Origin of the sequence: Clostridium sp. (assembly GCF_047718555.1) — a bacterium.
GTDB lineage: Bacteria > Bacillota > Clostridia > Clostridiales > Clostridiaceae > Clostridium_I.
The window spans coordinates 13,710-40,260 of sequence record NZ_JBDNRK010000038.1; the positions used below are offsets into that span (position 1 = coordinate 13,710).

Genomic DNA, 26,551 nt, shown 5'->3' on the forward strand with positions numbered 1-26,551 from the left:
TTATTCCTTTAGATTCAAGTTCTATCTGATATGTTATTTATAAATAATCTCCCCTACAAATTACTATTTATATTACTCAGCCTTAAATTGGAACTTATCTAACTCTTTTGAACATTGGATGATTTTCATTGAACTCAACTAAATCCCACAAATTGCCGTATAAATCTTTAAATACTGCAACCATTCCATAATCCTGTTCTTTAGGTTCTCTAACAAATTCTATTCCTATTTTTCTCATTTCATTATAATCACGCAAAAAATCATCAGTTCCTAAGAAAAGAAAGACTCTTCCCCCCTGCTTGGTTCCCTATAAAAGGCTCTTGTTCAGGCTTAGACGCTCTTGCAAGTAATATTGTTGTTCCATTTGAACCTGGTGGAGATACTACTACCCATCTTTTCTCTTGCTCAGGTTGATATGTATCTTCTACCAATGTAAAATGAAGTTTTTTTGTGTAAAACTCAATTGCTTCATCATAATCTTTTATTACTAAAGCAATATGTACAACTGATTGAATCATTATTTGTCCCTCTTATTCCATTAAAATTAATACGCCCATTAACTAACAGATAAATTACTATTTATTGAGTTATTTACATCATTCATATGCCGCATTGTCTTACTATTTTACATTAATATAATAACCTATTAGAATATTAAGCTTTATTAGCTACCCCTCCATAGTTTATTTGATTGGCTTAATCTTACCAAAACATTAAATTAACCACTTACAATAATTGATTTCTTATATCTAATCTGGTCTCTATCATCAATAAAAACTCTATCAACCATTTTAAAACCAACACTTTCATAAAAATTGCGTAGTCTTGGCCTTGAAGTACCACAATTAAGCCTTAGCGAATTTACATCATGATTTTTACATAGTAGCTCTGCAGATCCAATTATTTTTTTACCATAACCCATTTTACTATATTCTCTACATACAGCTAACTTATGTAAAATACCTGAATCATTCTTCTTAAGCTCTGCCCAAAAAAGAGAATCATACCATTGTAAAATATATACTCCAATCAAATTTCCATCTTCATAGCATAACTTCATTTCATTAATATCATATTTTTTTAGTAGTTCATTAACAGTCAAATCCTTTATTTTCCACATTGATTGTTCTATTGAGTCTAACCATTTTGCTGATTCCATTAAAACATTAGAAAATAGTTCAATATTATTTGCATTTACATTAACAATTTCCATCTACAAATCCCCTCAGAAAATTATACTTTTAATATGAAATATAAATGTTACTTATTCGCAAAATTTTACTGTTGCGTCTTAGAAGAAATATGCGAACTAACATAATAACACATTATTACTGACTTTTTACCTGTAATTTTATTTTTAGCTATTCATTTTTGAGAGATTCAATATACTTATTTCCCCAAATTCTAAATTGTTCTAATACTGGATTGAATTCTTTTCCTAAATCAGTTAGTGAATACTCTACCTTAGGTGGAATTTCTGAATAAACATACCGACTAACCAATCCAAAATGTTCAAGCATTCTTAATTGCTTTGTTAACGTAGCCTGTGTGATATTACCCATTCTTCTTTGTAATTCTCCATAGCGTAGTACCCCGTCATTCAAATGATGCATAATTAAAATCGACCATTTTCCTGAGAATACCTTTTGCGCCGTAAAATATGGGCATTTTCCAAAATTACTACCTTCATTCTCCATCATATCACCTCCTATAGTATCAATTTGATACTTACATTATATAAATGTCGTACTTGTCATTTTAAATATAAGGATTAAAATTATTATATCACATAAATTGGAGGTAGTAATTAAAATGAATGAAATTTATCAGTATCTAAAAAATATCGGTACCTTTTACCTAGCAACATCCGAAGGCGACCAACCAAGGGTTCGACCTTTTGGGGCAATAGATATCTTTGAGGGAAATCTTTACATTCAGACTGGAAATGTTAAAAACGTATTTGCACAAATGCAAAAGAATCCTAAAGTTGAAATCTGTGCTGTGGGCAAGGATGGAACTTGGATGCGTGTTGCAGCGACTGCTGTTCAGGATGATAGAATGGAAGCTAGACAACATATGCTTGATGAAAATCCAGGCCTTAAAAGGAGGTATGCTGCTGATGATGGGAATAGTGAAGTACTTTATCTAAAAGATGTAACCGCCATTATCTATTCCTTTACAGGAGAACCTAAAACTATTAAGTTTTAAACTTACTTTTAAAACATTGAGCTGTTATAAATAAACTTAAGTTCTTAATTGGTACTATTAAGTCTTAAGAATTGTATCTAGAAGGCAAAGAATAATTCTAAAAAATATAAACACATTCTATGTTGTTAGTATTAAGCCCTATATAAAAACTGAGGTTGTTGACAGACAAATATTTTCTGTTAGTAACCTTTTTACTTGAAGATAGATTTAGTTCGCACTTTCTTACAAGTATGAACTAAACATTTATAAAACAATTATACCATGCAATTCCATATCTTGATAATTATCTTATTATTACTTCAATATATTTTATCTTTAATAATGGAATTATATAGATAATATGATATAATTTTTACATAAATTAAGTAGAAAATGTAAGCTATTAAAAACTGAATGCTTTACAGAAATATTAATTGAGTATATACATAACAAGGAGGTTAAGTATGATTGATTTAGGTTTAACTAATAAAATAGCTTTAATAACCGGGGGTACCCGTGGGCTTGGCCGAGCTATTGCAGAGAAATTAGCACAAGAAAAGGTAAAGGTAGTTGTAACTGGCGTTAATGAAGACCGGGCAAAACAAGTAGCAAATGAAATATCATTGAATTACAACGTTGAAACTTTGGGTTTAAAACATGATGTGAGTTCCGAGGAATCAACAAAGGAAGTTGTAAGAACTGTAGTTGAAAATTTTAAAAGAATAGATATTTTGGTGAATAATGCAGGTATTACAAGTGATGGTATAATGATGATGATGAAAAAAGAAAAATGGGATAAAGTACTTAGCGTAAATCTTACAGGTGCATTTAACTGTACCAAGTTTGTATCTAAACATATGTTAAAACAAAAATCAGGCAGCATAGTTAATATAACAAGCGTTGTAGGAATAACAGGCAACGTTGGACAGGCAAATTATTCTGCTTCTAAAGCTGGACTTATTGGTTTTACTAAAACAGTGGCTAGAGAATTAGCAGACCGAGGCATAACTGTAAATGCCATTGCTCCAGGATATATTTCAACCGATATGACATCTACACTTTCTGATAAAACCACTGAGGAAATACTATCTAAAATTCCAATGAAAACTTATGGTAAGCCAGAATCTGTAGCAAATGCAGTTTTGTTTCTTGTTTCAAATATGTCGCAATATATTACAGGCCAAGTTATTAATGTAGATGGTGGAATGGTTATGTATTAGAGTTTATTGAAATTTATATAGTGAGGAGAAGATAAAATGAGTGAGTTTAGTGATAACTATAATTTAAGAAGTTATAATCGAAATGATGGTGTGAATCTATTAAAGAAGGCGAAACTAAAAGGCTTTGTGTTTCCAGAGACAAATGGATGGATTACTTTAGTGGCAGAGGGCAGCAAGTTAACGCCAAACAATAAACTTATTGAAGCTAATAATGGTAATTTAATTCATTTCGTCAATGCAGAAGATTATGGTTTATATTTCTCAATTTATAATTCTAATAAACGAATATGCCATTATGAATGTACGTGGTTAGAAGATATCGCAATTAATGACAATAACCTGGATTTAAATATTCTAATAGATTTTATAGAAAATAATAATATTAAAGGAAAAATTGATAGGAAAGATTTAATACGTATACTTCATCCACAGAATTTTGAAGAAATTTCTGAAGACCCATCAGTTTCATCACATATTGTAAATATGTTTGCTTTAGAAAACTGTGATTGGGTTTCTTTCGATGATGTTGCTAGAGATTATTTTGGTGATAAAAAAATATATCCTGATTTGCTTTTTGTTGAATAGTTATTTTTCACTATTTAATATCAATTATTTATTCCATACGAGGAGGTAAAATATGAAGAAATTTATTTTAATTATTTTTTCATTAATTCTCTTTATAGGACTCATTGCTTGTTCAAATAAAAAAGAATCAAATAGTGTAACAGTAAAAGAACAAAGCAATATAATTGTAAAAGAACGAGATGTTAGAGAAATAGTGTGGAACCAGCTAACTTCAAAAAATAAAGATCGAGTAAAAGGAAGCTGGAGATACAGTAAACTGAGTAAAATAACATTAAATGAAAACATGGGTATTATAAATGACAAATCTTATATTGGTAAAGAAGTGTATGTTATTGATTTTCCAACAAAAAACATTTCAATGCCCAATAATATGATTGTGTTTGCATCATCAGATAACTATAAAATTATCGGTTATGGATATGTAGAATAAGTATAAGTATTATGACAAGGGTGAAGAACTTTTAACTTTTGTAAATAACAAATAATTAAAAACATAAAGTTATAATTTTAGAGGAATATATTATTGGGAACATACATAGATTTGTGTAAATCAAATCTATGCGCATTCTTTATATATCTTGTAATAATCAGGGCAATATCATTAAAAATATTATGACTTAAATTTTGAATTATTATCACATAAATTTTAAACCATTAATGTATTATGTTTTATACTTACCTTAAAAACAAATTTCTACCTGCTATGGATCTTTTGTACATTAACTCTGGTCTCATAATATAGTACAGTATAGACTCTGGTGTTTTCACCCTGCATATTTCTTTAATTCTATTGGCAATTTCATCTAGAGCCTCATCCCAGGAAATACGTTTAAACTTCCCATCTACTTTCTTTAGTGGATGTAATACTCTTTCCTTATGATAAACCCGTTCTAAATAGTGAGTACATTTTATACAAGTTCTCCCTTCACTAATGGGATGCTCCTTATTTCCAATTAATTTTATCGCTCTATCATTTTCAACCACTGCCAGTAATCCACAGGTATTGGGATAATCTCTTGTACAGGTTGTTTTAATTATCTTCTGCTGCATTGTACATCAACCTTTCAACTTCAATATACATTACAAAATACTAAACATTAAAATCAAACTTCATTTATTTCATATTAAATCTTAAAGTTTTCAATAATTTATTTGGATGATGATTTACTATGTAAATTCCAATACATACTAATATAAGTGCAACGGCGTTTTCCCAGTCAAAAATATTTTCTTTTAGAAATATTGATGATAAAATAGCACCAGATACTGGAATCAAAAAATTGAAAAGAGCGATTGAACCAACTTTATTATATTTTAAAAGTATTGTCCATATGGAAAAAGCCACAGCTGAAAGCAGTCCAAGATATAATAAAACAAGGGTAGAACCTATTGTAAAGTTTGTAACATGACCTTTATTGGAAATACCTAAAATCAGTAAAACTAGTCCACCAATTAGCAATTGATAACCAGTTACCAGCATGGAATCTATGCTTTTGCAAATCTTTTTTCCATAAATTGAGCAGGCAGAAAATGCAAAGGCAGCTACAGCAATGAAACCCTCACCTTTAATTTTAAAGCTGAAATTTAAAAGGTCACTGCTGAAATTCACTAACAATACACCAATAAATCCCAATATACATCCAATTGCTTTTTGAGAATTTATTCTATCATCATTATACAGGAAATGGGCAAGTATGACGCTGAAAAAAGCAGATGTTGAATTCATTATAGAAGCTTTTACACCACTAGTATGCGCAAGTCCAATATAAAAAAACATATACTGTAGGGTTGTTTGAGTTAAACCTAAAAGTATAAGTTCTTTTATATTTTTTCTTGTTAATGAAAATAAATTCTTAGATGAAAATAAAGCAACTATTAAAACCATCAATCCTGCTATTATAAATCTGTACCCTGCGAAAGACAACTCAGAAAATATATTATCTGTACTTATTTTAAAAAGAGCATATCCACTCTTAACTCCTGGGTAGGCACTTCCCCATAATATACAGCAAAATGAGGCAAGCAGTATTACTATCTTTCTATTTGTAAAAATTTTTTTATTGTTCAATTCTGTCAAATCCTTTATTTTATATTTCGTCTAAATTTACTACTATTCCTCTTAAATTCAGTAATATCAAGATCCCTAAACAGCTTTATATTAACTTTTTAAATCATTTACCAATTAGCCATCCATTCCGGCCTCGGCATAACCAGGAATGAAAATACTGCTGGACAAGTATTTACTAATTAATAATAAAATAATTCGCATCACTATAGCAAGTGAAAATTGAAACAAATTACTTCCCAGGGTAAATTACAGAAATTATTTTAATTAAAATGTAACTGATTATTATAATCCAAATACATATTATAATAACTCCAGCAATCCATTTTTTAGGCTTACCCTCTTTAAAAATATTTTCTGATTGCTGTCTGCATTCATTCATAATATCACTAGGTATTAGTCTTATAGCAAAGGCAATACCCAGTGGTAATATAATCAAGTCATCTACGTATCCTAAAATTGGTATAAAATCAGGTATCAAGTCAATAGGGCTTAAAGCATAACATACTACTAATATTGAAACTAATTTTGCATAAAAAGGTACATCCGGACGTTTATATGCAAAATATAATGCCCCAATCTCCTTTTTCATTTTTTTAGCTCTTTTCATAATTATTGAAATACCCATACTGTGTCTTTTACTTAATTTATTTTTCATAAAACACCTCGAGACTAATCAATTTTCTGTATTTAAATTTAAAACAAACTTATCCGATAACTAGTCGCTGTAACACTCCACCTTCTACAAGGTGGACATAACAGCGACACATTCCTGGATAATTCATCTAAATTTAGTGGGATTAAAAACTCCCACTAAATAAGATTCATTGATAAAGCACTACTCTCCTACGAGATTATATCATAAAATTATTCATCCCTGCGGAGTATTATTTTTCAAAGATGGAAAATTTTACATCTCGGAGGTGTAAGATATGGAAAATTGCCAATTATAGATATATATCAGAAAACTCCGCCTTTATCATTTTATCACTAAATAATATATTTCTATTATTATTTGTTTCTACAGTTCTTGCAGGTAATGTTACTTTAAATATACTACCTTCGCCTAATTTACTTTTTACACTTATATTTCCATAATGCAATTCAACAATGGACTTTACTATATATAACCCTATGCCAATGCCCTCTGTATTTCTTTGAAAAGACTTGTCCACTTGTTTAAACTTTTCAAATATATTCTGTAAATTTCCTTTTTCAATACCAATCCCCTTATCCTTTACAAATATTTCAATAAAATCATTTTTATCTCTTAGTTCTATAGAAATCTCACCGCTATTTTCTGAAAATTTAATAGCATTTGAAATGAGATTAAGAATAGCCCTACAGATATTGTTAGCATCATATGCAATAATCTTTTCATCTATATCTGTATTAAAAACAATATTAACATCTTTGCCTTTAAAATATTCCGATATATCTTTAACTATATTTCTAAGCATACTAACTATATTTTCATTAGATAAATTTACTTCGAAGTCACCTAATTTTATTCTTGATAAGTCCACCATATTATTTATTATTCTAGATAGCCTATAACAATTTTTCTTTATTGAATGTATATTTCTATTAAACCTCTCCTTATCTCCACAGAAAGATTTATCATTTAAATACAATTCAATTAATTGAACTGCACTAAAAATTACATTTAAAGGTGTTCTCATCTCATGAGATAAATTTGCAAAAATTTCTTCCTGTACTTTAAGAGTTTTTTTCATTTCCCTATTAGCCATTATCTCTTCAGTAACATCAATTCCAATGGCAACTATCTCTACCGCTTCATTATTAATTCCAAAAACAGGCTGATATATTGTATTTACAAATTTTTCTTCACCTAAAATTGTAAATTTTCTATATTTAGAATAGGACATTTTATTTTTCTCTATTATACTTTTAACATGTTTAAGAATATAATCTTTATCAAAACTATTAACTATATCTTTATAATTCATGCCTTTAATAGATGATATAGAATCTATAGATGAATTTTCTAGCTTTAGAAAACTGTAGGCTTTTTTATTAATATCTAAAAGTTTTAAATCTGGATAGGAAAATCTTAATACTGGTAAATCTAATTCTTCTATCACCCGATTTAAAATTTTATATTGCTTATCTATAAACATATGATTTTCAATGATTTTGCTCTGTTTATCCCTTAATTCTCTACCTAGTATTTTCTCCGTTATATCCCATTTATTTTCTACTACGTATTTAATATTATTATCTACATATATAGGTACAAAAATTAAATTCCAATAGCTAGTTCCATTTACTTTATCTTCATGTTTAAATTCATTTATATGATAGGATTCTCCAGTCCTTTTTATAGCAGACCATATTTTATCTATATTATCATCTTCAATACCATTTACTATTTCCTTCTTATATTTTCCTATACAATTTTCTCTTTTAGCATAAGATGGGTAAAAGTAGTTTAAAAACTTATTATTACAATTAAGCATAATAAAATCCGGAAAGCTCCAAATTGCAGTTCCAATTTTATCATTTTTACAAATCTGTGCCACAAACATCATCTTGTCCTCAATACGTGAATTTGGTTTTTCTCTAAAATAATATTCTCTTTTATTATTGCCTTCTAAATATTTACAAATAATAGTTACTTCTCTAGCATTGCACTGTTTAGTAAACATATAACCTTCAAATTTATCTTTAATATCTTCAAGATTCACTACAGAATCAATTCTAAGTAACATACTTATTTCATTAAGAGATTTTCCAACCAATTCATCTTCTGAATATCCACTAAAATCTACGAAATCCCTACTAACTTTAGTAATAAAATTATTATTACTACAAAAAAATAGTTTTTTAATAGCTTTTAAAGTATATTTCATTACATATCCCTCTGCTTTCAATTAATGTGCTTTTTATTTTTGTTATTTATAGTAAAAATTTCATATACTTTATTTATTAATACTGATATCTACTACTATGTATAATTATACTATATAAAATAATCAAAAATATAAAAAAAGAGTTCTCTTTTTTTGACATATTTCGCAGTTAATATATATTTATATACCTTATACTCTTAAAATTCTATATAAAACTATAAAAATAATAATGAGCATTAACACATAATATTTATGTATTAATGCTTATTATTTAAAAGCCCGTGGGTGTGATTTATGGAATTTATGGATATTTTTATCTTTTCCTGACTGAAAGGTTCAGACCTCCGCCTCTGAGCGAAGCGAAGGTGGGATTTTCCAATCAGGTGTGGTAGACTCCCCACCTGATTTACCGATGTTTCAGCTTGCTGAAACAAGTTCACTTCCGTCCTTAACTCATCCTTAGGGTGAATTAAATATCCGTCAACGCCTTAAATACCTCAATATATTCAGAGACTTTTCTATAAAATACCGCAGGCTTACCAAGTGGTACTTCCACTTCTATATCTCCACCTCTATATACATTACCAGTCCATAGATGTACCCATTCATCTTCTGGAAGATATACCTTCCAAGCAGCTTTACCTGGTTCATAAACTGGTGCTACTAATATATCCCTTCCATATAAATATTCATATTTAATATCATAAGCCCTTTTATCCTGTTCGTAATGCATAAACAAAGGTCTTTGTACAGGAACTCCAATTTCTGAATTTTCCTTTACCAGAGCTTTAGTGTATGGTTTTAAAGTAGTATATATTCTGCTCATCTTTGCAAAATGCTGCAGCGTTTCCTCATCTGAATCGAACTGCCAATTATCCTCCGGTCTATTGCCTTCATGAGTTCTCATTACGGTGGTAAATGCAGCCATTTCAGCCCATCTCATAAATAATTCTTTTGTTCTCTTCATTTCAAATAGAGTAGTATAGCCTCCAATATCACTGTGATGAAGTCCGCATCCTGTCATTCCTAGGGATAATGCTGCTGGAATTACAGAAGCCAATCCATCATCCAGGCTCCAATCCACATTTTGATCCCCTGCCCACATCATTGTGCAGTATTTTTGACTTCCTGTATAACCTGCTCTCATGAAGAATGTAATATCCTGAAGCTTTCCCGCTTCTTCTACTGCTTCTCTATTTAGCTTTGCCCATATAGCAGGCCATGCATTATGCATTATTTCAGCACTGACTCCATTGTTTAAAATAACATCTGTTGGCAGATATTCACCGAAATCAGCCATCCATCCGGAAAGTCCAAAATCAATCATTTCTCTTTTGATTACACTCTTATACCATTCACAGGCTTCAGGTATAGTAAAGTCTACTACCCCTGCATAGAATTCTCCAAATTCCACTAAATAGTCTTTGCCCTTGTTATTCTTAGCTAAATATCCTTTTTTACTGGCTTCTTTAAATAAATCACCTTCTACAGCAATATAAGGATTTATGTAACCTAAAAATCTTATACCTCTTTCTCTCAATTCCTTTATTTTTATATCAAGCTTTGGATACAATTTCTTGTTCCATTGCCAGTTCCACATAAGCCTTTTCCCAAAGGAAGTCATTCTTATTCCTTCCCAATCCTGAGCCCATATACCACTTATCTTTAAACCCTTTTGGATGGCATTCTCCAGTTTATTCAATACTACCTCTGTTCCTCCCTGAATTCCAAGACATACACCATCATAAACCCATTCTGGGAGTTCCGGCTGTCTTCCTAATAACGCCGTCAGTTTTACCACTAATTCCACATAGGTTTCCCCTGTTTCGAAAATCAATTTCTCTGGCATACCCCATATTTGCAGTTCATGAAACTCCTCATGACTAAAATCAAAATCCATATACACGCTGCTGTCTACATGGCAATAATATTTTCTGCTGGATACAAAGGTAGGCTGTGGGAAAAATGTAGTATAATAATCTCCTCCAGCCTGATCCAGTTTGTCTGCCAGAAATGTTGTATATGTATTTTTATTTCTTCCTACACCTTGCTCAGAAGTCCATAAAGGATAATTCTTTCCCCTTAAATCAAAATCTGAAAATTGTTCTCCACAGCCGTATATATGTTCTTCTTTCTCAGCTGTAATTCTTAGCCAAAGTCTATTCAGTTTATCAGCATTCTCTAAAAATTTAACTACTGTTCTTCCATCCTCTGTAATAAATAAAACCTTCAAAGAATTAAATCCATTTTTAGAAAAAGTAACTATTATTTCATCTTCCTGTTTACACACCTGAAAATCATTAAGTGCTATCTTTTCTATTAAATAATCTTTTATTTTAAAATTACCACGAAACATATCATAGGTAGCTTCTCCCTTTCCTACATATATCCATGGCTTTTCAATAGTATGAGTAATTATTTTTTTACCATTAACCAGTATACTAAATCCATTTTCTATATTAATAAACTCCATTTATTGAATCTCCTAATCATTTTGAAATCTTATCTCAATATTCTCACCAATTATTCCAGCATAGGCCCCTTTTTCAATAAGAGATTTTCTTTCCGGATGAGCCAAAAGCCACTTATTCTTTGCAAATAAAAGTATATCTCTATTATGTTTTAATGCAGTTTCTCTTAAAGGCTCATTAGTTCCTTTAATTAGTATTACTATACACTTAAAGCCATTCTTTGATGTTTTACAAGGGCCAAAGTGTAACGTAGTTTCATATAGCTGTATCGCTGTTCCCTTCTTAATAAAAAAAGCTTCAACTCTACTGGAATCATACTTATTATTACTTACATCCTTTAATTCTCCAAGGAGCAGTACCATATCCGTAACAGCCACATTTATTTCACTGCCCTTATGGTATTCAAGACCATTTAAAGTTGAATTGCTTCCATTACAATAACCTATTTCTATAGGTATTTCACCATAAAACTCATTTTCTAATCTTTCTCTTATTTTTGTATTTTCCATTTCACTAACTGAAGCCACGTAAATATTGCCTTTAGATGGTATCTGCGTCTTTTTCTCCATATATTCAGTTAGCTCATTAAAATTATAATCATTTATTATTTTCCCATATTTAATAAAAGCTTTATCCTGAACATCTTTAATTTCTATATGATTATTTATTTTTATCAATTGTTCTAAATCCATTGTAAATTACCTCTTTTATATAAAATAATAACCACATGCTAAAAGAGTGGTGGCCATAGTAATTTTCAAAACATAAAATAGGTTGAAACTCATATAATTGATATTCCAACACAAAAATACAAACAAACATTATTGAATACTTTATTAATGTTTGAAACTTTTATTATTAATACTCTAAAACTTTAATGCCTAAAAAACTGCACATAGTTTTAATCTCTTCCCTCACATCACCATAAGCAACCACAAAATGAGGCTCCCAGCCATCTCTAACAAATTCTGCTATCTTTTCAGCAGCTTTTCCCCCTTCTGGTCTTACGGTTACAGAAGTGCCAAAAAACTTTTGTGGCTCTTCTAAAGCTTCTCCTTTGAAAATAAACATACGAAAACCATCTCTATCTTTTCCAAGTCTTAACACTGTAACTTCACCGCTTTTAAGACCAAATTCCATAGTTGGTCCAATTTTACGATTTGGATGAACGCCTAGTTTAGAGCCTTCCTTATCATTGGCAAGGGTGCTTGCCCCCGCTCCGCAGTGCCAGTAAACTATGCCGTCACATTTTTCGTCCACTGCAACAGGGTCGCCAAAATAGGTTGCCTCCCCACTAAAACCAGCACCAATAAACATACTTATTACGCCCCCAATATCTGTTTCACAGGAGGCAGCAACACCATTATCATTTAACATGGAGAGTACAGCACAAACCGGCGCTCCAAAGCCTGTAAAGAAATCTGGCCAGCAGCGGGATGCCACTGCACCGGCTCCTGTTTCTTCTATAAAATCTTCATAAGCTCTGCGCAGCCTAGCATATTTTTCTAAATTCTCTTTAGGAATTTTATCATAGCCTTCTGTACGGGACCTTAGTTCTTCAAGAGCTTTAGCAATATCCTCATTACTGTAGGCAGAAGCCTTGTTCATTATGCTGGCAGCCTCTGTTCTCACAATTCTAGTGCCAAAGGTACCTGAGAGTTTAGCCTCATCAATATCGCCAAAACCAAAGCCCTGAGGCTGTGAACCTATTACTCCTATAACTAGATTCCTTAATTTTTTAGTCATTTCCACTGCACTGCCAATTTTACGAAGTTTCGTAATAACAGCTTTTTCCTCTGGATTTCCAAATACAAATTCATGCTGATGCCCCTGCATACGCAGGCTGTTACCTGCAGAAAAGGCCCCTGTTAAGGAGTTAAGCTTTAAACGTCCTCCATCAATAGAAGGCTCCCTTACCGCCCAGACAACTATAGGACAATTAAATTGGCGGGTCAGTTCAGTAACAAACTCACCCCCTATAAATGTACTGCATTGATAAATAATTAAATCCTGCTGAGGCAGAGTATCTGAAAATTCACTGAGCATTTCCGGAGAAGTGAGCAGCTCTTCTGGTATACTTATATTATTGAAGATTCCCTTCAACATATCACAGGATTTTTTAAAATTCTCCTCAGCACTAGGCATAAAAAAGGTAGTACGAGCAAGTGAGAAAAATGCTATTTTTATATTCATTGCTTAAAACATCTCCTGTTATAAATTTCTAGTGTGCAAGGCATTAAGCCCCTTGACATAGCTGATTTTGTATGGTTATAATACAAAACTTTGAAGCAAGTTCTTAATTCAGGTGGGGATTCTTTTACCCCATCTGAATTTTAGAACTGCAAATGCATGGCTTACTTGGCGTTGAACTCCCACTTGAAGAAAAGCAGAGAACCAAAATCTTAGATTTTGTGTGAATCGCTTTCGCTGTGTGCGTGGGAGACTTACGCCAAGTTAGTCAGGTTAAATCTTCAATATATATGTTGCAGCAAAATTATCTTCCTTATAGAACATCTATTTTAGCTAACTCGCTTCTATTTAGCCGTTACTAATTAAATGTAAAATTTTAATTTCAGCTTATATATGTTACTTTCTTAAAACCTAATATAATTGGTCCCTAAATAGTATTAGCCTTCAGTTTTTCTGATCAGCTTTATTTGTATACTATTCCTATATGTTTAATTAATAGTAGCACAGATATTTCTCAGTGTCAATAATTAATTAACAATATTAATTAATTAAAAATACCATATTTTTATAATACCTACTACTTAATTTTTTCCTCAATAAGATCTTCTATACTAGATAGATTACGGCTAATATTAATATACATATATTATAAAAAGTTTTAATTTACAAATTCTTTAGTTCTCATATAAGTTTAGTATGTATTTATTAATTAACAGTATTAATTATTGACATTGTAAACAATTAATGATAGGCTGACTGTATATTTAAAATTCTAATTAGTAATATAATAAAAAGGCAAAACAACCTTCCTGTTGAAAATTAAAATTGTAAAAAATTTCACCCCTGGGGTGAAAAATATAAATTTATTATGAAATGGAGTTTTACAATGGAAAAAGGCGTTAATTTTTTAGATTTAAAGAAAAAAAACAGAAAGCAAATATTGATGACCATAAAAAATTACGGTGCTCTTCCACGTAAAGATATATCAAATATAATCAACCTTACTCCTGCTGCAGTAACTATAATCACTAATGAAATGAAAGACGAAGGAATTATTACTGAAAGAGGCCAGCAAATAGAACCCAATAAGAGAGCAGGAAGAAAAAAAGTACTAATAGACATAAATTATAATTCAAAATATGTTGTAGGAATCTCTATTGAAAGTGAAAGTCTCAGTATAGGACTTTGCAATTTAAAGGGACAAATTTTAGATAGTAAGCAGTTTGATATTTCTGAAAAAATCAGTAAATCCACACTCAATATTTTAAAGCTTATAAGTGATACTTGTATTAATTTGTTTTGGAAAAACAATGTGAAGAGACAGGATATCTTAGGAATGGGTGTAGGCATTATTGGCTCTGTAGACAAACTAAAGGGTATAAGCAAAAACGCTTATGGTGTTTTTGAAAGAAACATGCCCATAAAAGAACTTCTTGAACAACAGCTTAATATTCCAGTATGCGTTGATAACAATGTACGGGCTTTAGCCATGGCTGAAATAGATTTTAATTCCTCTGAAATTATTGAAAACAATATGATATTCGTTAAATATGGCCCCGGAATAGGAACAGCCATCATTATTAATAATGAAATATATGAGGGCAGCAATAATAATGCTGGAGAACTTGGTCATATAATAGTTAAACATCATGGAGAGTTGTGTAAATGTGGTAAAAGAGGCTGCCTTGAAACAGAGGCTTCTCCAAATGCAATTCTTGTTAAGACTAAAAAAACTTTTTCTAAAGATAAAACCCCTTTTCTTTATAAGCTTATTGAAGGAAAGTCTGAAAATATAAATTTACTTCATATTATTGAAAGTTCTCAGAAAGGCGATAAACACATAGATGATATTCTCGATGAAGCTACCTTTTATTTTGCCGTAGCTCTATCTACGGCTATTACCCTGTATGATCCTAAACAAGTGGTTCTTTATGGCGAAGCTTTTAAATATAATTTTTTCATAGATAAATTAAAATTATATTTAAAAGATATTACAGGTAACCACGATATACCTGATATAATTAATGTTAGCAATATGGACTATAAATATAAATTTTTAGGCGGAGTAGCCCTGGCATTAAGAAAATTTTTCTATGACGAAGGTGGAAAAGTCTTGCTTGAATCAGTGAATTAGTTTTTAAAAAAAGGAGCTGTATCATAATGCATATGTACGTATTATGATACAGCTTTTTATCTATTCTAATATTGAAGCAAGTTCTTAATTCAGGTGGGGATTTTTTACCCCATCTGAATTTTAGAACTGCAAATGCATGGCTTACTTGGCGTTGAACTCCCACTTGAAGAAAAGCAGAGAACCAAAATCTTTTTTTTAATTTTGTGTGAATCGCTTTCACAGAGTGCGTGGGAGTCTTACGCCAAGTTAGTCAGGTGAAAATATGATTTTTAATAAGTAAGCAAGGCCATTCTCAAACTTAATCAACAGTTATTCCCCTTAAGACAGCTCCTTATAATTTAATTTTAAACTCACTTTGTATTTTCAATTTTATCCACCAAGGATCGCAGTTGTATATACTGTAATTGTCATGAAATTGTTATTTTTGTATTTGATATATTATAAATAATTTCTAGGTATACTGGGGAAAATAAAATGTCAAAGAAAATTTTCCAAAGATTGAAGGACTTTACCTGAATCAAATATATTTTCTAATTAGCACAGAGAGGAGAACATAGATATATGTTAATGAAGGAACGAGTACCACATGATAAAAGCCACACTCTCGCTCTATCTCAGGAGGGGTATTTATTTATCAAAAACAGAATTGATCAGTATCAGTCCAATCTATTTGAGGCACACTTGCTTGGAGAAAAAGTAATTTGTATGAGCGGAGAAGAAGCATCGAAAATATTTTACGATCCGGAACGATTTCAAAGAAAAGGTGCGGCACCCAAGCGGATACAAAAAACATTGTTTGGCATGAATGCAATCCAAACTATGGATGGTGACGCACATATTCACCGAAAGCTTCTTTTCATGTCACTGATGACCCCGGCTCATCAAAAGCATCTTGCTAAACTTACAATGGAGAAGTTGCAAGCTTCTATTGACAACTGGAAAAGTGCTGGTGAAATTGTACTTTTCGATGAAGCAAAGAATATTCTATGCTGGGCAGCATGCCATTGGGCTGGAGTTCCACTTCCTGAATCTGCAGTAAAAGATCGGGCAGAAGATTTTAGTGCAATGGTTGATGCTTTCGGAGCAGTGGGACCGCGACACTGGAAAGGAAGAAGAGCAAGGTCTAGAGCTGAGGAGTGGATAAGTAGTGTAATTGAAGATGTCCGAGCTGGTAAGCTAAAGGCTGAAGAAGGTTCAGCACTTTATGCAATAGCATTTCACAGAGAACTTCATGGCGGTCAGCTTGATACTCAAATGGCTGCAGTAGAACTTATTAACATACTACGGCCCATTGTTGCTATTTCAACCTTTATAACTTTCACTGCTTTAGCATTACATAAACATTCAGAGTATAAAGATAAGTTGCTTACAGGCCACAGTAATAATCTTGAAATGTTCGTACAGGAAGTTCGTCGCTACTATCCATTTACCCCTTTCCTAGGCGCAAGGGTACGAAAAGATTTTATCTGGAATCAATGTGAATTCAAAGAGGGAATGCTCGTATTACTTGACATTTACGGTACCAATCACGACTCCAGAATATGGAATAATCCTTATGAATTCCTGCCAGAGCGTTTTAAAGAACGGAAGGACAATTTATTTGATTTCATCCCCCAAGGTGGAGGCGATCCTGCCAAAGGACACCGCTGCCCGGGGGAAGGTATTACCGTGGAAATTATGAAAACAACCCTGGATTTCCTTGTGAACAAAATTGAATTTGAAGTCCCCCATCAAGATTTAAGCTATGATATGGCCAGAATACCTACATTGCCTAAGAGTGGATTTGTTATGAATAATATTAAACGAAAATTTTAAACTGTAGGTAAATAAATTAGTTAGCTAATAGTCCGGGCGGCACAACCCGGACTGTTTTAAACTTTTTATTTAAACAGCTTCTCTCCTATTTCCACAAAGGTCTGGAAAACCATATAGGCCTTTATATCAATTTTAACATCTTTCTTAAGTAAATCTCTTACATCCTCCTGAGAAAGAAGCATTACCTCTATATCTTCCTCTTCTTCAAGTTGCTGATCCGAACCATCTCCAGTGCAGGTACAGAATACCATAGCTGCTGATTCATCAGTCATACCTGGAGAAGCATATATCCTCTTTCTAGTTTTTTCATGATTTATTTTTGCAAGTTTGAATCCCGTTTCTTCTCTAAGTTCTCTGGCAGCTGATTCCTCAAAATTCTCTTCCCCATCAATGAGCCCTGCTGGCAATTCATATATGTAATCATTTAAGGGTACTCTGAATTGTCTTATGCAAACTAATCTATTTGATTCTTCATGCAGTGCAGCAATTATGGCCGCATCTGTTTTCTCTTCTCTATTTTCAAAGCACTGTCCATTAAGAGTTTCAAGATCCTTTCTTGAAGCCATGGCCCACTGCCCTGTTTTTCCATTTTTCTTTTCATATTCTGCATCATAAAGACTTAGAAATTTTGTCTGTGCTAATATTGAGATTTTCTTTATTCTGTTTTTATTCATAATTTATATTTAATGAGAGAGTATATTACAAGTACTAAACCCTCACTAAAATTCACCTCTTTTATACTATTTTTTATGTATAGCGTGCTGTCAACTTTATGGATAATTCGTCATATAAGAAGATGACGAATTAAGACTGGAAAAAATTACATCGCTTGGGTGTAAATATTACCATTCATTACTTCGCCCTTTCTCACCAAGACGAAATAAATTATTAGATACATTATATCATTATATTTTATAAACTTCATTACTTTCCTCTTGTATACTATATAACATTAAAGTGCATACTAGCTTTCGTTATTATTTATGTGTTACTATTTTATTATATGAGTTAAATATCAACTATATATTAAAATAGCTAGTCACTATATGAATTTAACCATAATTAGGGTGATTATACCCTATAAAATTAGGTGTTAGAAGGAGAGTAAATTATGAGCAATTTTACAGAAATCAAACCTGAAGAATTAAATAAAAATCTATTTCAAATTGTAGGCACTGATTGGATGCTTGTTACTGCAGAAAAAGATAACAAAGTTAATACAATGACTGCATCTTGGGGCGGTTTTGGCGTTATGTGGGGTAAAAATGTAGCCCACATTGTTATAAGACCTCAGCGTTATACTAAAGAATTTATAGATAACTCCAGCAGCTTTTCTCTATCAGTTCTTGATAAAAGTTTCAAAAAACAATTGGGCTATCTTGGAACTGTATCTGGTAGAGATGAAGATAAAATTTCCAAGGCTAATTTGACAATTGAGCATTCAGATGATACACCATATTTTGAAGAAGCAAATCTTGTATTTATATGCAAAAAACTATATGCACAGGAGTTTAAGCCTGAATTCTTCATTGAAAGTGAACTTGATACAAAATGGTATCCCGACAAAGATTACCACACACTGTATATAGCAGAAATTGAAAAAGTACTTATAAAAGAATAGTAAAATGTGATTTTTTCTTCATAACACTATTAACATTAGTAGTGTTACTTATAAAAAAAATCTCAAAAAAATAGTAGCCCCACACGCAATTGGACAGCTACTATTTTTTAATTATCAATAAAAAAATCAATAGAAACTGACTATTCATATTTTTTAAACTCTGCTAACTGAAGTTGATGCTAAAAGTACACCTGCATCAGCAATTCCAAGAGGTACTGTTCCAAAAATTGAACCTATAACTGGAACATATATTATGATTCCGAGTAATGCTGCTGAAGATAGGGTAGAATAGGTCATGTACCTATTACTCATTACTTTTTTATTATTCCTGCAATCATGTACATTGACAAGCTGAGTCAAAATCAAATTGCAAAAAGCCATTGTTCTTGCCTTTTGAACTCCAAATCCCAACATATTATATCCCTCAAAAACGGCTGCACTAGTAAGTCCAATTCCAATTCCTCTTTTTATAATTTTAGAGCTCATACCCTTACCAATAAGAGGTGCATTTCTCTCAACAGGAGGATAATCCATAACATTTTCGGAAGGAGACTCAACTGCAAGAGAGGCTCCTAATATAGTTTCGCAAATAACATTAGTCCAAAGTATTTGAATTGGAATTAGTGGCAGCATTCCACTGACAAAAGAACATGCTCCTATTGCTATTATTTCTCCGAGACTGCCTGCTAAAAGATATTTTGTTGTATTTTTTATGTTATTAGATACAGCTCTACCCTCTTCAATTGCTCTTACTATAGTTGAAAAATCATCATCCACCAAAGTAATATCTGCTGCATCTTTTGCAACGTCACTGCCATTATTACCCATGGCAATACCTATACTGGCTTCTTTTATAGCCGGCGCATCATTGACACCATCTCCCGTCATAGCGACCACATATCCAAACCGTTTAAAAGCTTTTACAATTCTAAGTTTTTGTTCTGGTGATGTTCTTGCAAATATTTCTATATTACTTATTTTGGAGTCCAGTTCCTCATCACTCATATCTTCAAGTTCAGCTCCAGATACCACTAAGCCTCCATCTAATAGACCCAGTTGTTTTCCTATGGAAGAAGCTGTATCCTTATTGTCACCAGTTATCATAACCACCTTTATGCCTGCATTATGACATTTTTTTATAGAATTTTTCACTTCAAGTCTTGGGGAATCTTCCATGGCATCTAACCCTAAGAAGGTAAAATTACCATCAATTTCCTCATTTTCACACTTTAAATCTTTATATGCAAAAGTCAATACCCTTAGAGCTTCGCCTGTCATATCATCACGAATTGATATTATTCTTTCTTTATCTGCCTTTGTAAATAATCTTTCCTCTCCATCTTCATAAATCATACTGCATTTATCAATAACCTCAGTAAAAGCCCCTTTACAATAGGCTCTTATGTGATTCTCACTTTTTACTACCACCGTCATGTATCTTCTGCAGCTATCAAAGGGAATTTCTCTTACCCTTTCAAATGCCTCTTTCACATCTTCTTCATCTATGTTACATTTTGCAGCCGCAGTTAAAAGTGCTCCTTCTGTTGGATCTCCCTGTACCTGCCATTTATTTTCCTGTTTCACAAGCTTTGCATCACTGCACAAAATTCCTGCTTTTAAGAGTTCCTCTGTAGAATGGTTTTTATTAGGCTCTCCCTCTAAAAGAATCATTTCTCCCTTTGGCTCATAGCCAAGTCCTGTGACTTTATACAATGACTTATCACAGTATATTTTCTTTACTGTCATTTCATTTAATGTAAGTGTTCCAGTTTTATCACAGCAAATCACATTAGCACATCCAAGTGTTTCCACAGCATTCATTTTTCTAACTATAGCATTTCTATTTGCAAGTCTTTGAACACTTAAGCCCATGGCTATAGCCACTACTGCTGGCAGACTTTCCGGTAAAGCACCAACAGAAAAGCTGACGGATAGAGTTAAGACTTCAGCTAAGCTTCTCCCTGAAAGAATTCCCACTGCACCTACTCCAATACAGAGTAAAATACAAATCCTTGTTAGTTTTTGTGTGAAATTTTTCATCCTTCTCTGCAGTGGAGTTTCATCTAATTTTATATTCTGAAGCATCGCAGCAATATTACCTATCTCAGTATTCATACCTGTTTCTACTACTACAGCTGTGGCATTGCCTGAAACTATATTAGTTCCCATATACAGCATGTTGTCCCTGCTTGCAAGTTCCACATTTTTATCACAAATCCTTGTACTTTTTGCTATTGGTACTGATTCACCTGTAAGTGAGGATTCATTAACTCTAAGGTAATTACATTGAATTATTCTTGCATCAGCAGGAACTTTTTCTCCAGCATCTATTAATATAATGTCTCCAGGTACTAAATTCTTTGATTCTATTTCTAATTCTCGTCCTCCTCGCAATACCGTTGCCTTATGAACAATCATATTTTTAAGTGAATGTATAGATTTTTCCGCCCTATTCTGATGGATTATTCCTAATGAAGTTTCAACAAAAACTATACCAAGTACAACTATTGCATCTGCAATCTGCCCTAAGAAAAATGAAGCTATACCTACTCCAACTAAAAGTCTGGCAGATGTATCATTTAGATTGCTAAATAACTTTTGAAGTATGGATTTTTTTTTATTTTCCGAAATAACGTTTAATCCAAAATTTCTTAATCTATCCTCTGCAGATCTATTTGATATACCCTTTTCGTAATTTGTCTTTAAAACAGCCTTTATGTATTTAATATTCATAGCATGCCACGTATTGCCATTGGACTCATTTCCCATTAAATTTGGTGCTATAGCAAGTGCAATTTCTTCATTGTAATTCCCACTGATATCCTTTCTGGCATTTTTGTTTTGTATTTTTAGCTCATCAATAACTCTTTCCAAGAAATCTACTATAGTTTCTTCATTAATTATATGTTCATCATATAAAATAAGTATTTTTGCAGTTATTGGATTTGCTTTTACAAATTTGATTCCCTGTCTCTTATACAATAGCACTTCTACATGTTGAGCATTTTGTTTGCTTCTGTAAATATATCTTACTGGTATTCTTATTCTTCTATAAAGTATGACTTCTTTTCTACATATACTATTGCAATCAACACTGGCAGCAGCGCTCTGACTCATATTCATCATCCTTTTTCATATTAAAGTATAATATAATTTCTATCTAATCATCGTGAATAAACAGCAAGTCAAATAATCAATTATTTATTTGAAAATGCCTTAATTAGTTGTTTTAGTTTCCCAAGCTTTATAAAAAATATTCATATTTGTGAGAAAAGAGGAACTTAAGGTACAAAATTATTTTTGAATTTCCATGTATTAAATTTTTATTTATAGTAAATGATATATCTATGTATTTATTCGTTTTTTCTTTAGACGTCAAGATTGTCACAGCATCTAATAATTGGATACATTAATAAATTTAAGAATACTTTAATGGAGGTTTGATATATATGGATACATATATGGAAAATAACAATAACAAAATAGAAAACAGTACTAGCAAAATTAATGCTACTGATACTGCTGAAAATAATAAGGTTACTGAAGATAATTTAAAATCACTTCAAGAAAAATATGATAATTTAAGTAAGGAAGTACAATCATTAGAGAATATGAAAAATGGCATGGAGGAAAGCATAAAAACTATGCATTCAAGCTTTGGAGATATCAATAAAAATATTGGAGATATACTTGAAAGGTTAGATAGAATTACTGTTGATCCAGGTACTACTAGACATGCCAATGTTGATAGATCTAGAATGAATTTTTCACTAAGAAATTTAGTAGGCAGACCTTTAAGAAGATTAGCAGTTGGAACCTTAAGCGGAATTTATACTGTAGCTGATAAAGCTTTAGAAGGTGCATACAATGTAAAGGAAAATGCCGAAGATATTTTTGCTGAAGCACAATACGAGAGCAAAAAAAGAAGAATTCATACTGCAGAGCAAGGCTAAATTTCTTTTTCTAAACTTAAGTACCTAAAAATAGATAACAAACTACACTACTTGATGACCGGTTATTTTTTTTAATGTCTTTTACGTAATGGGAAAGGAGTCTATTTATGAAGTTTACTGTTCTAGATGAAAATACCTCTTCTAAAACACAAAATCTTAAAAATGTAGAAGAGAGACTATATAATTCTCAGTCCATAATAAAAGATTGCATAAAACTTACCCTGGAAGATATCAACTCTAATCCATCTTGTGAAAAAGAATATGTTGTCTCTTGGGCAAATTATCTAAAAAGTTTAAGTGATTATTTTTTGGTAGCTAGTGAAAGTAGTGGAAATAAAGACATTTATAAAAAAGTATTTAGACGTATGATGTTTAAATAATTTAAAAAAATATTAAAATTTGCTCTCCACGTTATTAAAATATATATATTGGTCAATAATTAAAATACAGCATCCGAAAGTATACTTATTAGTTATTTCTTTACGATGCATATAGACTAATGTTCAATTACTTTTTAGGCATATGAAAATAAATAGTAAGTCAAAGATGCGACGTATATTTTGAATCATACAAGGAAACAGGTTCTGAGGATAGTGAGCTATCTGAGGGTCCTGTTGACGCAGTAGGATTGAAGCAAGTTCTTAATTCAGGTGGGATTCTTTTACCCCATCTGAATCTTAGAACTGCAAATGCATGGCTTACTTGGCGTTGAACTCCCACTTTCACAGAGTGCGTGGGAGACTTACGCCAAGTTAGTCAGGTTAAAATAGGCTAGCATACTGACTAGTTATTTATTTGAATGTGCCTTAACGTGGAGGTTCATAATATGAATATTAACAAATTGCTTTTGGGAGCAGCAGCTGGAATAATCATAGTAAAAATTTTACCAAAGACAAAATCTTATTTAAAGCCTGCTGCAATAACTTTTCTAAGTAAGGCTGTAACTATGAAAGATGAAGCAATAGACTGTCTCAGCAGTATTAATGAGGAAGCACTTGAAAATCGTAATAAAAATAATAAAAGCAAGGAAGATTTAACCTAGAAAATAAAAGTACATAGATTACAAAAAACCGTTGGGCAAACGGAGTTAGCTTGGTTAGTATACTGACGTTAGTTGGTACCTCCCAAGAAGCTCCCACCACCAATCACAGTATATGTGGTGGGAGTATGTCACATTTACAGGTGGTGATAATTTTGTATGAATTACATGTTTTACCTGGACGTGTAAGATTTAAGGCTAACAGTGTTTATAAGGACAGAGCACTAGCTAAATATATAAGTGTTTATATTGATAATTTGTACGGAGTAAACTATAGCAAAATAAATATAAATACTGGAACAATTCTTGTTATTTATGATGAAAAAAAATCAAATTATAACCTTATAAAAGGTAATATTAAAAAAGCTCTTTTGTCCGTATTAAAAAACGAAAGAAGAGACCTAAAAACTTATGATAAATATTTTGAAACAATTGAAAAACGAGATAAAGCGAAACTAAAACTTATTTCCTTTGGCCTTGCCTATATTTCTTTTAAAATCAAGCAAAATTTTCATGGTAAATTTTCATTTAGTACAAATGTAAAAATATTAGAGGCAGCTTCAGTTGTTACTATTATAGGAGGGTATCCTCTTTTAAAAACATTCTATAAAAAATTTACAAAACACGTCCCAACCGATACAGATATATTATTGAAATTAACTGCTCTTGGACTTATAATCATGCGTGAAAATTCAAAAGGTATGTTTGTATTATTCTTAAAATCCTTAAGTGAGTACATAAAATTATCAGCTGAGGTAAATTGCATAAGGCAACTTGGTCAAAGTACAAGGAAAAATGCTGGCATGGCATGGCTCATTGACAATGACAATAAAGAATTTTTAGTACCAGTAGAAACATTAAATATTGGTGATAACATACGTGTTCACACTGGAGAAATGATTCCATCAGAAACTATTGTGGAAGATGGTAACTGCATTGTTAATACTCTATACTACAATGGCCAGCCAGTAGTCAGTCAATTAAAAAAGGGAAACACCGGTCATGAGGGAATAACATTGCTTTCTGGAAATATAAAAGCTAAGGTTTTGGAAATTCCAAAGCCTTCTATGAAACCTAAAGCTGTACTTGAAAATATGATTATAAGCAAAAAGATCAGACGCTATCAGAACAATGTTGCTCCTATTTCTATAGGCGTATCCGCCTTAAATTACATATTAACAGGAAATATGCTGAATGCTCTTTCAATATTACTAGTTTTATGCCCGGCAGCTTCAACTACAGCATTAAACAGTGGAATGAGAAATTATTTTTCACTTTTGCATAAACATAAAATTTACTATAAGAATCCAAATTCCCTAGAAAAAGTTATAAATACAGACAGTATAGTTTTCGATAAAACTGGTACTCTAACTGAAGGAATTATGAGAATAAAAGAAACAAAACTTTACACTGATTTTTATTCAAAAAATGAACTTTTAGAGATATGTGCTGCAAGTGAATTAGATAATTATCATCCAATCTCAATAGCTCTTCAAAAAGAGGCTGGAAATTATGATATTAGTAAAGTAACTAATTCTACACTCATACCCTCTAGTGGAATTGAAGCAAACTTTAACAACCATCATGTATTAATTGGAAACATAAAGCTTATGAAAGCTAAAAATATAAACATTAAGATAGCTGAAATGGACTACTACAACTTTGAAAAAAATCTCTATACACCAATACTGGTAAGTATCGACAGAAAACTTTGTGCTATATTGGTTTTAGAAGACATTATAAGAAATGGATCTATGTATTTAATTAAAAAATTAAAAGCTTTGGGTCTTAATGATATATACCTTTTAACAGGAGATGTAGATGAAAAGGCAAATAATACTGCCAAATTACTGGGAATAAACAATGTCTATAGTGAATGTACTGCTTCAGACAAGGAAACTGTTATAAATAGCATGAAAGATAAAAAGACTATAATGATGGTAGGTGACGGCATAAATGACTCACAGGCAATGAAAGCTGCCGATATAAGCATATCTTTTTGCAGTTCCGCTTGCGATAAAGTAAAGCTTCATTCAGATTGTATTGTATTTGATGATAATATGGAAAGCCTTGCAGATTTTATTTCACTATCTAAAAAGTCATATAGACTTATGAAACAAAGTATTGCCGTCTCCGAATTATACAATATATTTTTAGGAACAATGGCATTTTTCGGGTACTTTGATGCATTTACTGCAAAATCTTTAAATACAATTAATTCAATAATTGTATTAGCTATGAATGAGAGAATAAAATTTAAATCTCCTAAAAACTTTAAATTTAATGATAATTATAGTTCTTCTAAAATCAATTGAAGCAAGTTCTTAATTCAGGTGGGGATTCTTTTACCCCATCTGAATTTTAGAACTGCAAATGCATGGCTTACTTGGCGTTGAAC

22 protein-coding genes and 1 pseudogene are annotated in these 26,551 nt (G+C 31.7%); 11 read left to right on the plus strand and 12 right to left on the minus strand.

Annotated elements, in window-relative coordinates:
* Positions 1 to 94 precede the first annotated feature (94 nt).
* From ABF633_RS14290 to ABF633_RS14300, 3 genes and pseudogenes are all read right to left on the minus strand, one after another.
* Positions 95 to 518: pseudogene (locus ABF633_RS14290) on the minus strand (VOC family protein).
* Positions 519 to 718: 200 nt separating this feature from the next.
* Positions 719 to 1,213 carry a GNAT family N-acetyltransferase gene (locus ABF633_RS14295; protein ID WP_415524564.1) on the minus strand — a complete coding sequence of 165 codons (495 nt, stop codon included), beginning with the start codon at positions 1,211 to 1,213 and terminating at the stop codon, positions 719 to 721.
* Between the two features lie 148 nt (positions 1,214 to 1,361).
* A complete protein-coding gene (locus tag ABF633_RS14300; protein ID WP_415524565.1) occupies positions 1,362 to 1,697 on the minus strand; it encodes a winged helix-turn-helix transcriptional regulator in 336 nt (111 codons plus the stop codon).
* Between the two features lie 115 nt (positions 1,698 to 1,812).
* Between ABF633_RS14300 and ABF633_RS14305 the strand changes: the two genes are divergently transcribed.
* The 4 genes from ABF633_RS14305 to ABF633_RS14320 all read left to right on the plus strand — a co-directional run bounded on the left by ABF633_RS14305 (position 1,813) and on the right by ABF633_RS14320 (position 4,422).
* Complete coding sequence (locus ABF633_RS14305) at positions 1,813 to 2,208, plus strand: pyridoxamine 5'-phosphate oxidase family protein (protein WP_415524566.1); 396 nt, start codon at positions 1,813 to 1,815, stop codon at positions 2,206 to 2,208.
* Between the two features lie 443 nt (positions 2,209 to 2,651).
* Entirely contained in the window at positions 2,652 to 3,407 is a 756-nt protein-coding gene (fabG, locus tag ABF633_RS14310) for a 3-oxoacyl-[acyl-carrier-protein] reductase (RefSeq protein WP_415524567.1), read from the plus strand.
* Positions 3,408 to 3,443: 36 nt separating this feature from the next.
* Positions 3,444 to 3,992 carry a hypothetical protein gene (locus tag ABF633_RS14315; protein WP_415524568.1) on the plus strand — a complete coding sequence of 183 codons (549 nt, stop codon included), beginning with the start codon at positions 3,444 to 3,446 and terminating at the stop codon, positions 3,990 to 3,992.
* A 52-nt stretch (positions 3,993 to 4,044) separates the two neighbouring features.
* Positions 4,045 to 4,422 carry a hypothetical protein gene (locus ABF633_RS14320; protein ID WP_415524569.1) on the plus strand — a complete coding sequence of 126 codons (378 nt, stop codon included), beginning with the start codon at positions 4,045 to 4,047 and terminating at the stop codon, positions 4,420 to 4,422.
* Positions 4,423 to 4,667: 245 nt separating this feature from the next.
* Here ABF633_RS14320 and ABF633_RS14325 read toward each other — a convergent pair whose 3' ends face one another.
* The 7 genes from ABF633_RS14325 to ABF633_RS14355 all read right to left on the minus strand — a co-directional run bounded on the left by ABF633_RS14325 (position 4,668) and on the right by ABF633_RS14355 (position 13,594).
* Entirely contained in the window at positions 4,668 to 5,042 is a 375-nt protein-coding gene (locus ABF633_RS14325; RefSeq protein WP_415524570.1) for a molybdopterin-dependent oxidoreductase, read from the minus strand.
* Between the two features lie 64 nt (positions 5,043 to 5,106).
* The gene (locus ABF633_RS14330) at positions 5,107 to 6,060 is read right to left on the minus strand and encodes a DMT family transporter (protein WP_415524571.1); all 954 of its coding nucleotides are present in this window, start codon (positions 6,058 to 6,060) and stop codon (positions 5,107 to 5,109) included.
* Between the two features lie 229 nt (positions 6,061 to 6,289).
* Positions 6,290 to 6,715 carry a YkvA family protein gene (locus tag ABF633_RS14335; protein ID WP_415524572.1) on the minus strand — a complete coding sequence of 142 codons (426 nt, stop codon included), beginning with the start codon at positions 6,713 to 6,715 and terminating at the stop codon, positions 6,290 to 6,292.
* 289 nt (positions 6,716 to 7,004) lie between these two features.
* Positions 7,005 to 8,930, minus strand: a complete 1,926-nt coding sequence (locus tag ABF633_RS14340; RefSeq protein WP_415524573.1) for an ATP-binding protein — start codon at positions 8,928 to 8,930, stop codon at positions 7,005 to 7,007.
* 469 nt (positions 8,931 to 9,399) lie between these two features.
* Complete coding sequence (locus ABF633_RS14345; RefSeq protein ID WP_415524574.1) at positions 9,400 to 11,403, minus strand: alpha-glucosidase; 2,004 nt, start codon at positions 11,401 to 11,403, stop codon at positions 9,400 to 9,402.
* Between the two features lie 12 nt (positions 11,404 to 11,415).
* Positions 11,416 to 12,093, minus strand: coding sequence for a DUF4867 family protein (locus ABF633_RS14350; RefSeq protein WP_415524575.1), 678 nt, complete (start codon positions 12,091 to 12,093; stop codon positions 11,416 to 11,418).
* 166 nt (positions 12,094 to 12,259) lie between these two features.
* On the minus strand, positions 12,260 to 13,594 hold the full coding sequence (locus ABF633_RS14355; protein ID WP_415524576.1) for an L-fucose/L-arabinose isomerase family protein: 1,335 nt from the start codon (positions 13,592 to 13,594) through the stop codon (positions 12,260 to 12,262).
* An 883-nt stretch (positions 13,595 to 14,477) separates the two neighbouring features.
* Between ABF633_RS14355 and ABF633_RS14360 the strand changes: the two genes are divergently transcribed.
* Both ABF633_RS14360 and ABF633_RS14365 read left to right on the plus strand, forming a co-directional pair.
* Positions 14,478 to 15,725: an ROK family transcriptional regulator gene (locus ABF633_RS14360; protein WP_415524577.1), complete on the plus strand. Its 1,248-nt coding sequence runs from the start codon at positions 14,478 to 14,480 to the stop codon at positions 15,723 to 15,725.
* Between the two features lie 561 nt (positions 15,726 to 16,286).
* The gene (locus tag ABF633_RS14365) at positions 16,287 to 17,540 is read left to right on the plus strand and encodes a cytochrome P450 (protein WP_415524578.1); all 1,254 of its coding nucleotides are present in this window, start codon (positions 16,287 to 16,289) and stop codon (positions 17,538 to 17,540) included.
* A 65-nt stretch (positions 17,541 to 17,605) separates the two neighbouring features.
* Here ABF633_RS14365 and ABF633_RS14370 read toward each other — a convergent pair whose 3' ends face one another.
* Positions 17,606 to 18,214 (minus strand): NUDIX hydrolase, encoded by a 609-nt coding sequence (locus ABF633_RS14370; RefSeq protein WP_415524579.1) that lies wholly within the window; start codon positions 18,212 to 18,214, stop codon positions 17,606 to 17,608.
* Positions 18,215 to 18,651: 437 nt separating this feature from the next.
* Here ABF633_RS14370 and ABF633_RS14375 point away from each other — a divergent pair, with 437 nt between their 5' ends.
* On the plus strand, positions 18,652 to 19,161 hold the full coding sequence (locus ABF633_RS14375) for a flavin reductase family protein (RefSeq protein ID WP_415524580.1): 510 nt from the start codon (positions 18,652 to 18,654) through the stop codon (positions 19,159 to 19,161).
* 153 nt (positions 19,162 to 19,314) lie between these two features.
* Here ABF633_RS14375 and ABF633_RS14380 read toward each other — a convergent pair whose 3' ends face one another.
* Entirely contained in the window at positions 19,315 to 22,278 is a 2,964-nt protein-coding gene (locus ABF633_RS14380) for an HAD-IC family P-type ATPase (protein ID WP_415524581.1), read from the minus strand.
* 332 nt (positions 22,279 to 22,610) lie between these two features.
* Between ABF633_RS14380 and ABF633_RS14385 the strand changes: the two genes are divergently transcribed.
* From ABF633_RS14385 to ABF633_RS14400, 4 genes are all read left to right on the plus strand, one after another.
* Entirely contained in the window at positions 22,611 to 23,114 is a 504-nt protein-coding gene (locus ABF633_RS14385; RefSeq protein ID WP_415524582.1) for a hypothetical protein, read from the plus strand.
* A gap of 107 nt (positions 23,115 to 23,221) precedes the next feature.
* Positions 23,222 to 23,494: a hypothetical protein gene (locus ABF633_RS14390; RefSeq protein WP_415524583.1), complete on the plus strand. Its 273-nt coding sequence runs from the start codon at positions 23,222 to 23,224 to the stop codon at positions 23,492 to 23,494.
* Positions 23,495 to 23,940: 446 nt separating this feature from the next.
* Positions 23,941 to 24,156, plus strand: coding sequence for a hypothetical protein (locus tag ABF633_RS14395; RefSeq protein WP_415524584.1), 216 nt, complete (start codon positions 23,941 to 23,943; stop codon positions 24,154 to 24,156).
* 143 nt (positions 24,157 to 24,299) lie between these two features.
* Entirely contained in the window at positions 24,300 to 26,468 is a 2,169-nt protein-coding gene (locus ABF633_RS14400; protein ID WP_415524586.1) for an HAD-IC family P-type ATPase, read from the plus strand.
* Positions 26,469 to 26,551: the final 83 nt, after the last annotated feature.

Coding starts and splice junctions, on each gene's coding strand:
- ABF633_RS14375 (WP_415524580.1), top strand. CDS start 18,652: ATGAGCAATTTTACAGAAATCAAACCTGAAGAATTAAATAAAAATCTA.
- ABF633_RS14390 (WP_415524583.1), top strand. CDS start 23,222: ATGAAGTTTACTGTTCTAGATGAAAATACCTCTTCTAAAACACAAAAT.
- ABF633_RS14325 (WP_415524570.1), bottom strand. CDS start 5,042: ATGCAGCAGAAGATAATTAAAACAACCTGTACAAGAGATTATCCCAAT.
- ABF633_RS14340 (WP_415524573.1), bottom strand. CDS start 8,930: ATGAAATATACTTTAAAAGCTATTAAAAAACTATTTTTTTGTAGTAAT.
- ABF633_RS14300 (WP_415524565.1), bottom strand. CDS start 1,697: ATGGAGAATGAAGGTAGTAATTTTGGAAAATGCCCATATTTTACGGCG.
- fabG (WP_415524567.1), top strand. CDS start 2,652: ATGATTGATTTAGGTTTAACTAATAAAATAGCTTTAATAACCGGGGGT.
- ABF633_RS14345 (WP_415524574.1), bottom strand. CDS start 11,403: ATGGAGTTTATTAATATAGAAAATGGATTTAGTATACTGGTTAATGGT.
- ABF633_RS14395 (WP_415524584.1), top strand. CDS start 23,941: ATGAATATTAACAAATTGCTTTTGGGAGCAGCAGCTGGAATAATCATA.
- ABF633_RS14320 (WP_415524569.1), top strand. CDS start 4,045: ATGAAGAAATTTATTTTAATTATTTTTTCATTAATTCTCTTTATAGGA.
- ABF633_RS14385 (WP_415524582.1), top strand. CDS start 22,611: ATGGATACATATATGGAAAATAACAATAACAAAATAGAAAACAGTACT.
- ABF633_RS14365 (WP_415524578.1), top strand. CDS start 16,287: ATGTTAATGAAGGAACGAGTACCACATGATAAAAGCCACACTCTCGCT.
- ABF633_RS14295 (WP_415524564.1), bottom strand. CDS start 1,213: ATGGAAATTGTTAATGTAAATGCAAATAATATTGAACTATTTTCTAAT.
- ABF633_RS14315 (WP_415524568.1), top strand. CDS start 3,444: ATGAGTGAGTTTAGTGATAACTATAATTTAAGAAGTTATAATCGAAAT.
- ABF633_RS14370 (WP_415524579.1), bottom strand. CDS start 18,214: ATGAATAAAAACAGAATAAAGAAAATCTCAATATTAGCACAGACAAAA.
- ABF633_RS14355 (WP_415524576.1), bottom strand. CDS start 13,594: ATGAATATAAAAATAGCATTTTTCTCACTTGCTCGTACTACCTTTTTT.
- ABF633_RS14360 (WP_415524577.1), top strand. CDS start 14,478: ATGGAAAAAGGCGTTAATTTTTTAGATTTAAAGAAAAAAAACAGAAAG.
- ABF633_RS14335 (WP_415524572.1), bottom strand. CDS start 6,715: ATGAAAAATAAATTAAGTAAAAGACACAGTATGGGTATTTCAATAATT.
- ABF633_RS14380 (WP_415524581.1), bottom strand. CDS start 22,278: ATGAGTCAGAGCGCTGCTGCCAGTGTTGATTGCAATAGTATATGTAGA.
- ABF633_RS14350 (WP_415524575.1), bottom strand. CDS start 12,093: ATGGATTTAGAACAATTGATAAAAATAAATAATCATATAGAAATTAAA.
- ABF633_RS14305 (WP_415524566.1), top strand. CDS start 1,813: ATGAATGAAATTTATCAGTATCTAAAAAATATCGGTACCTTTTACCTA.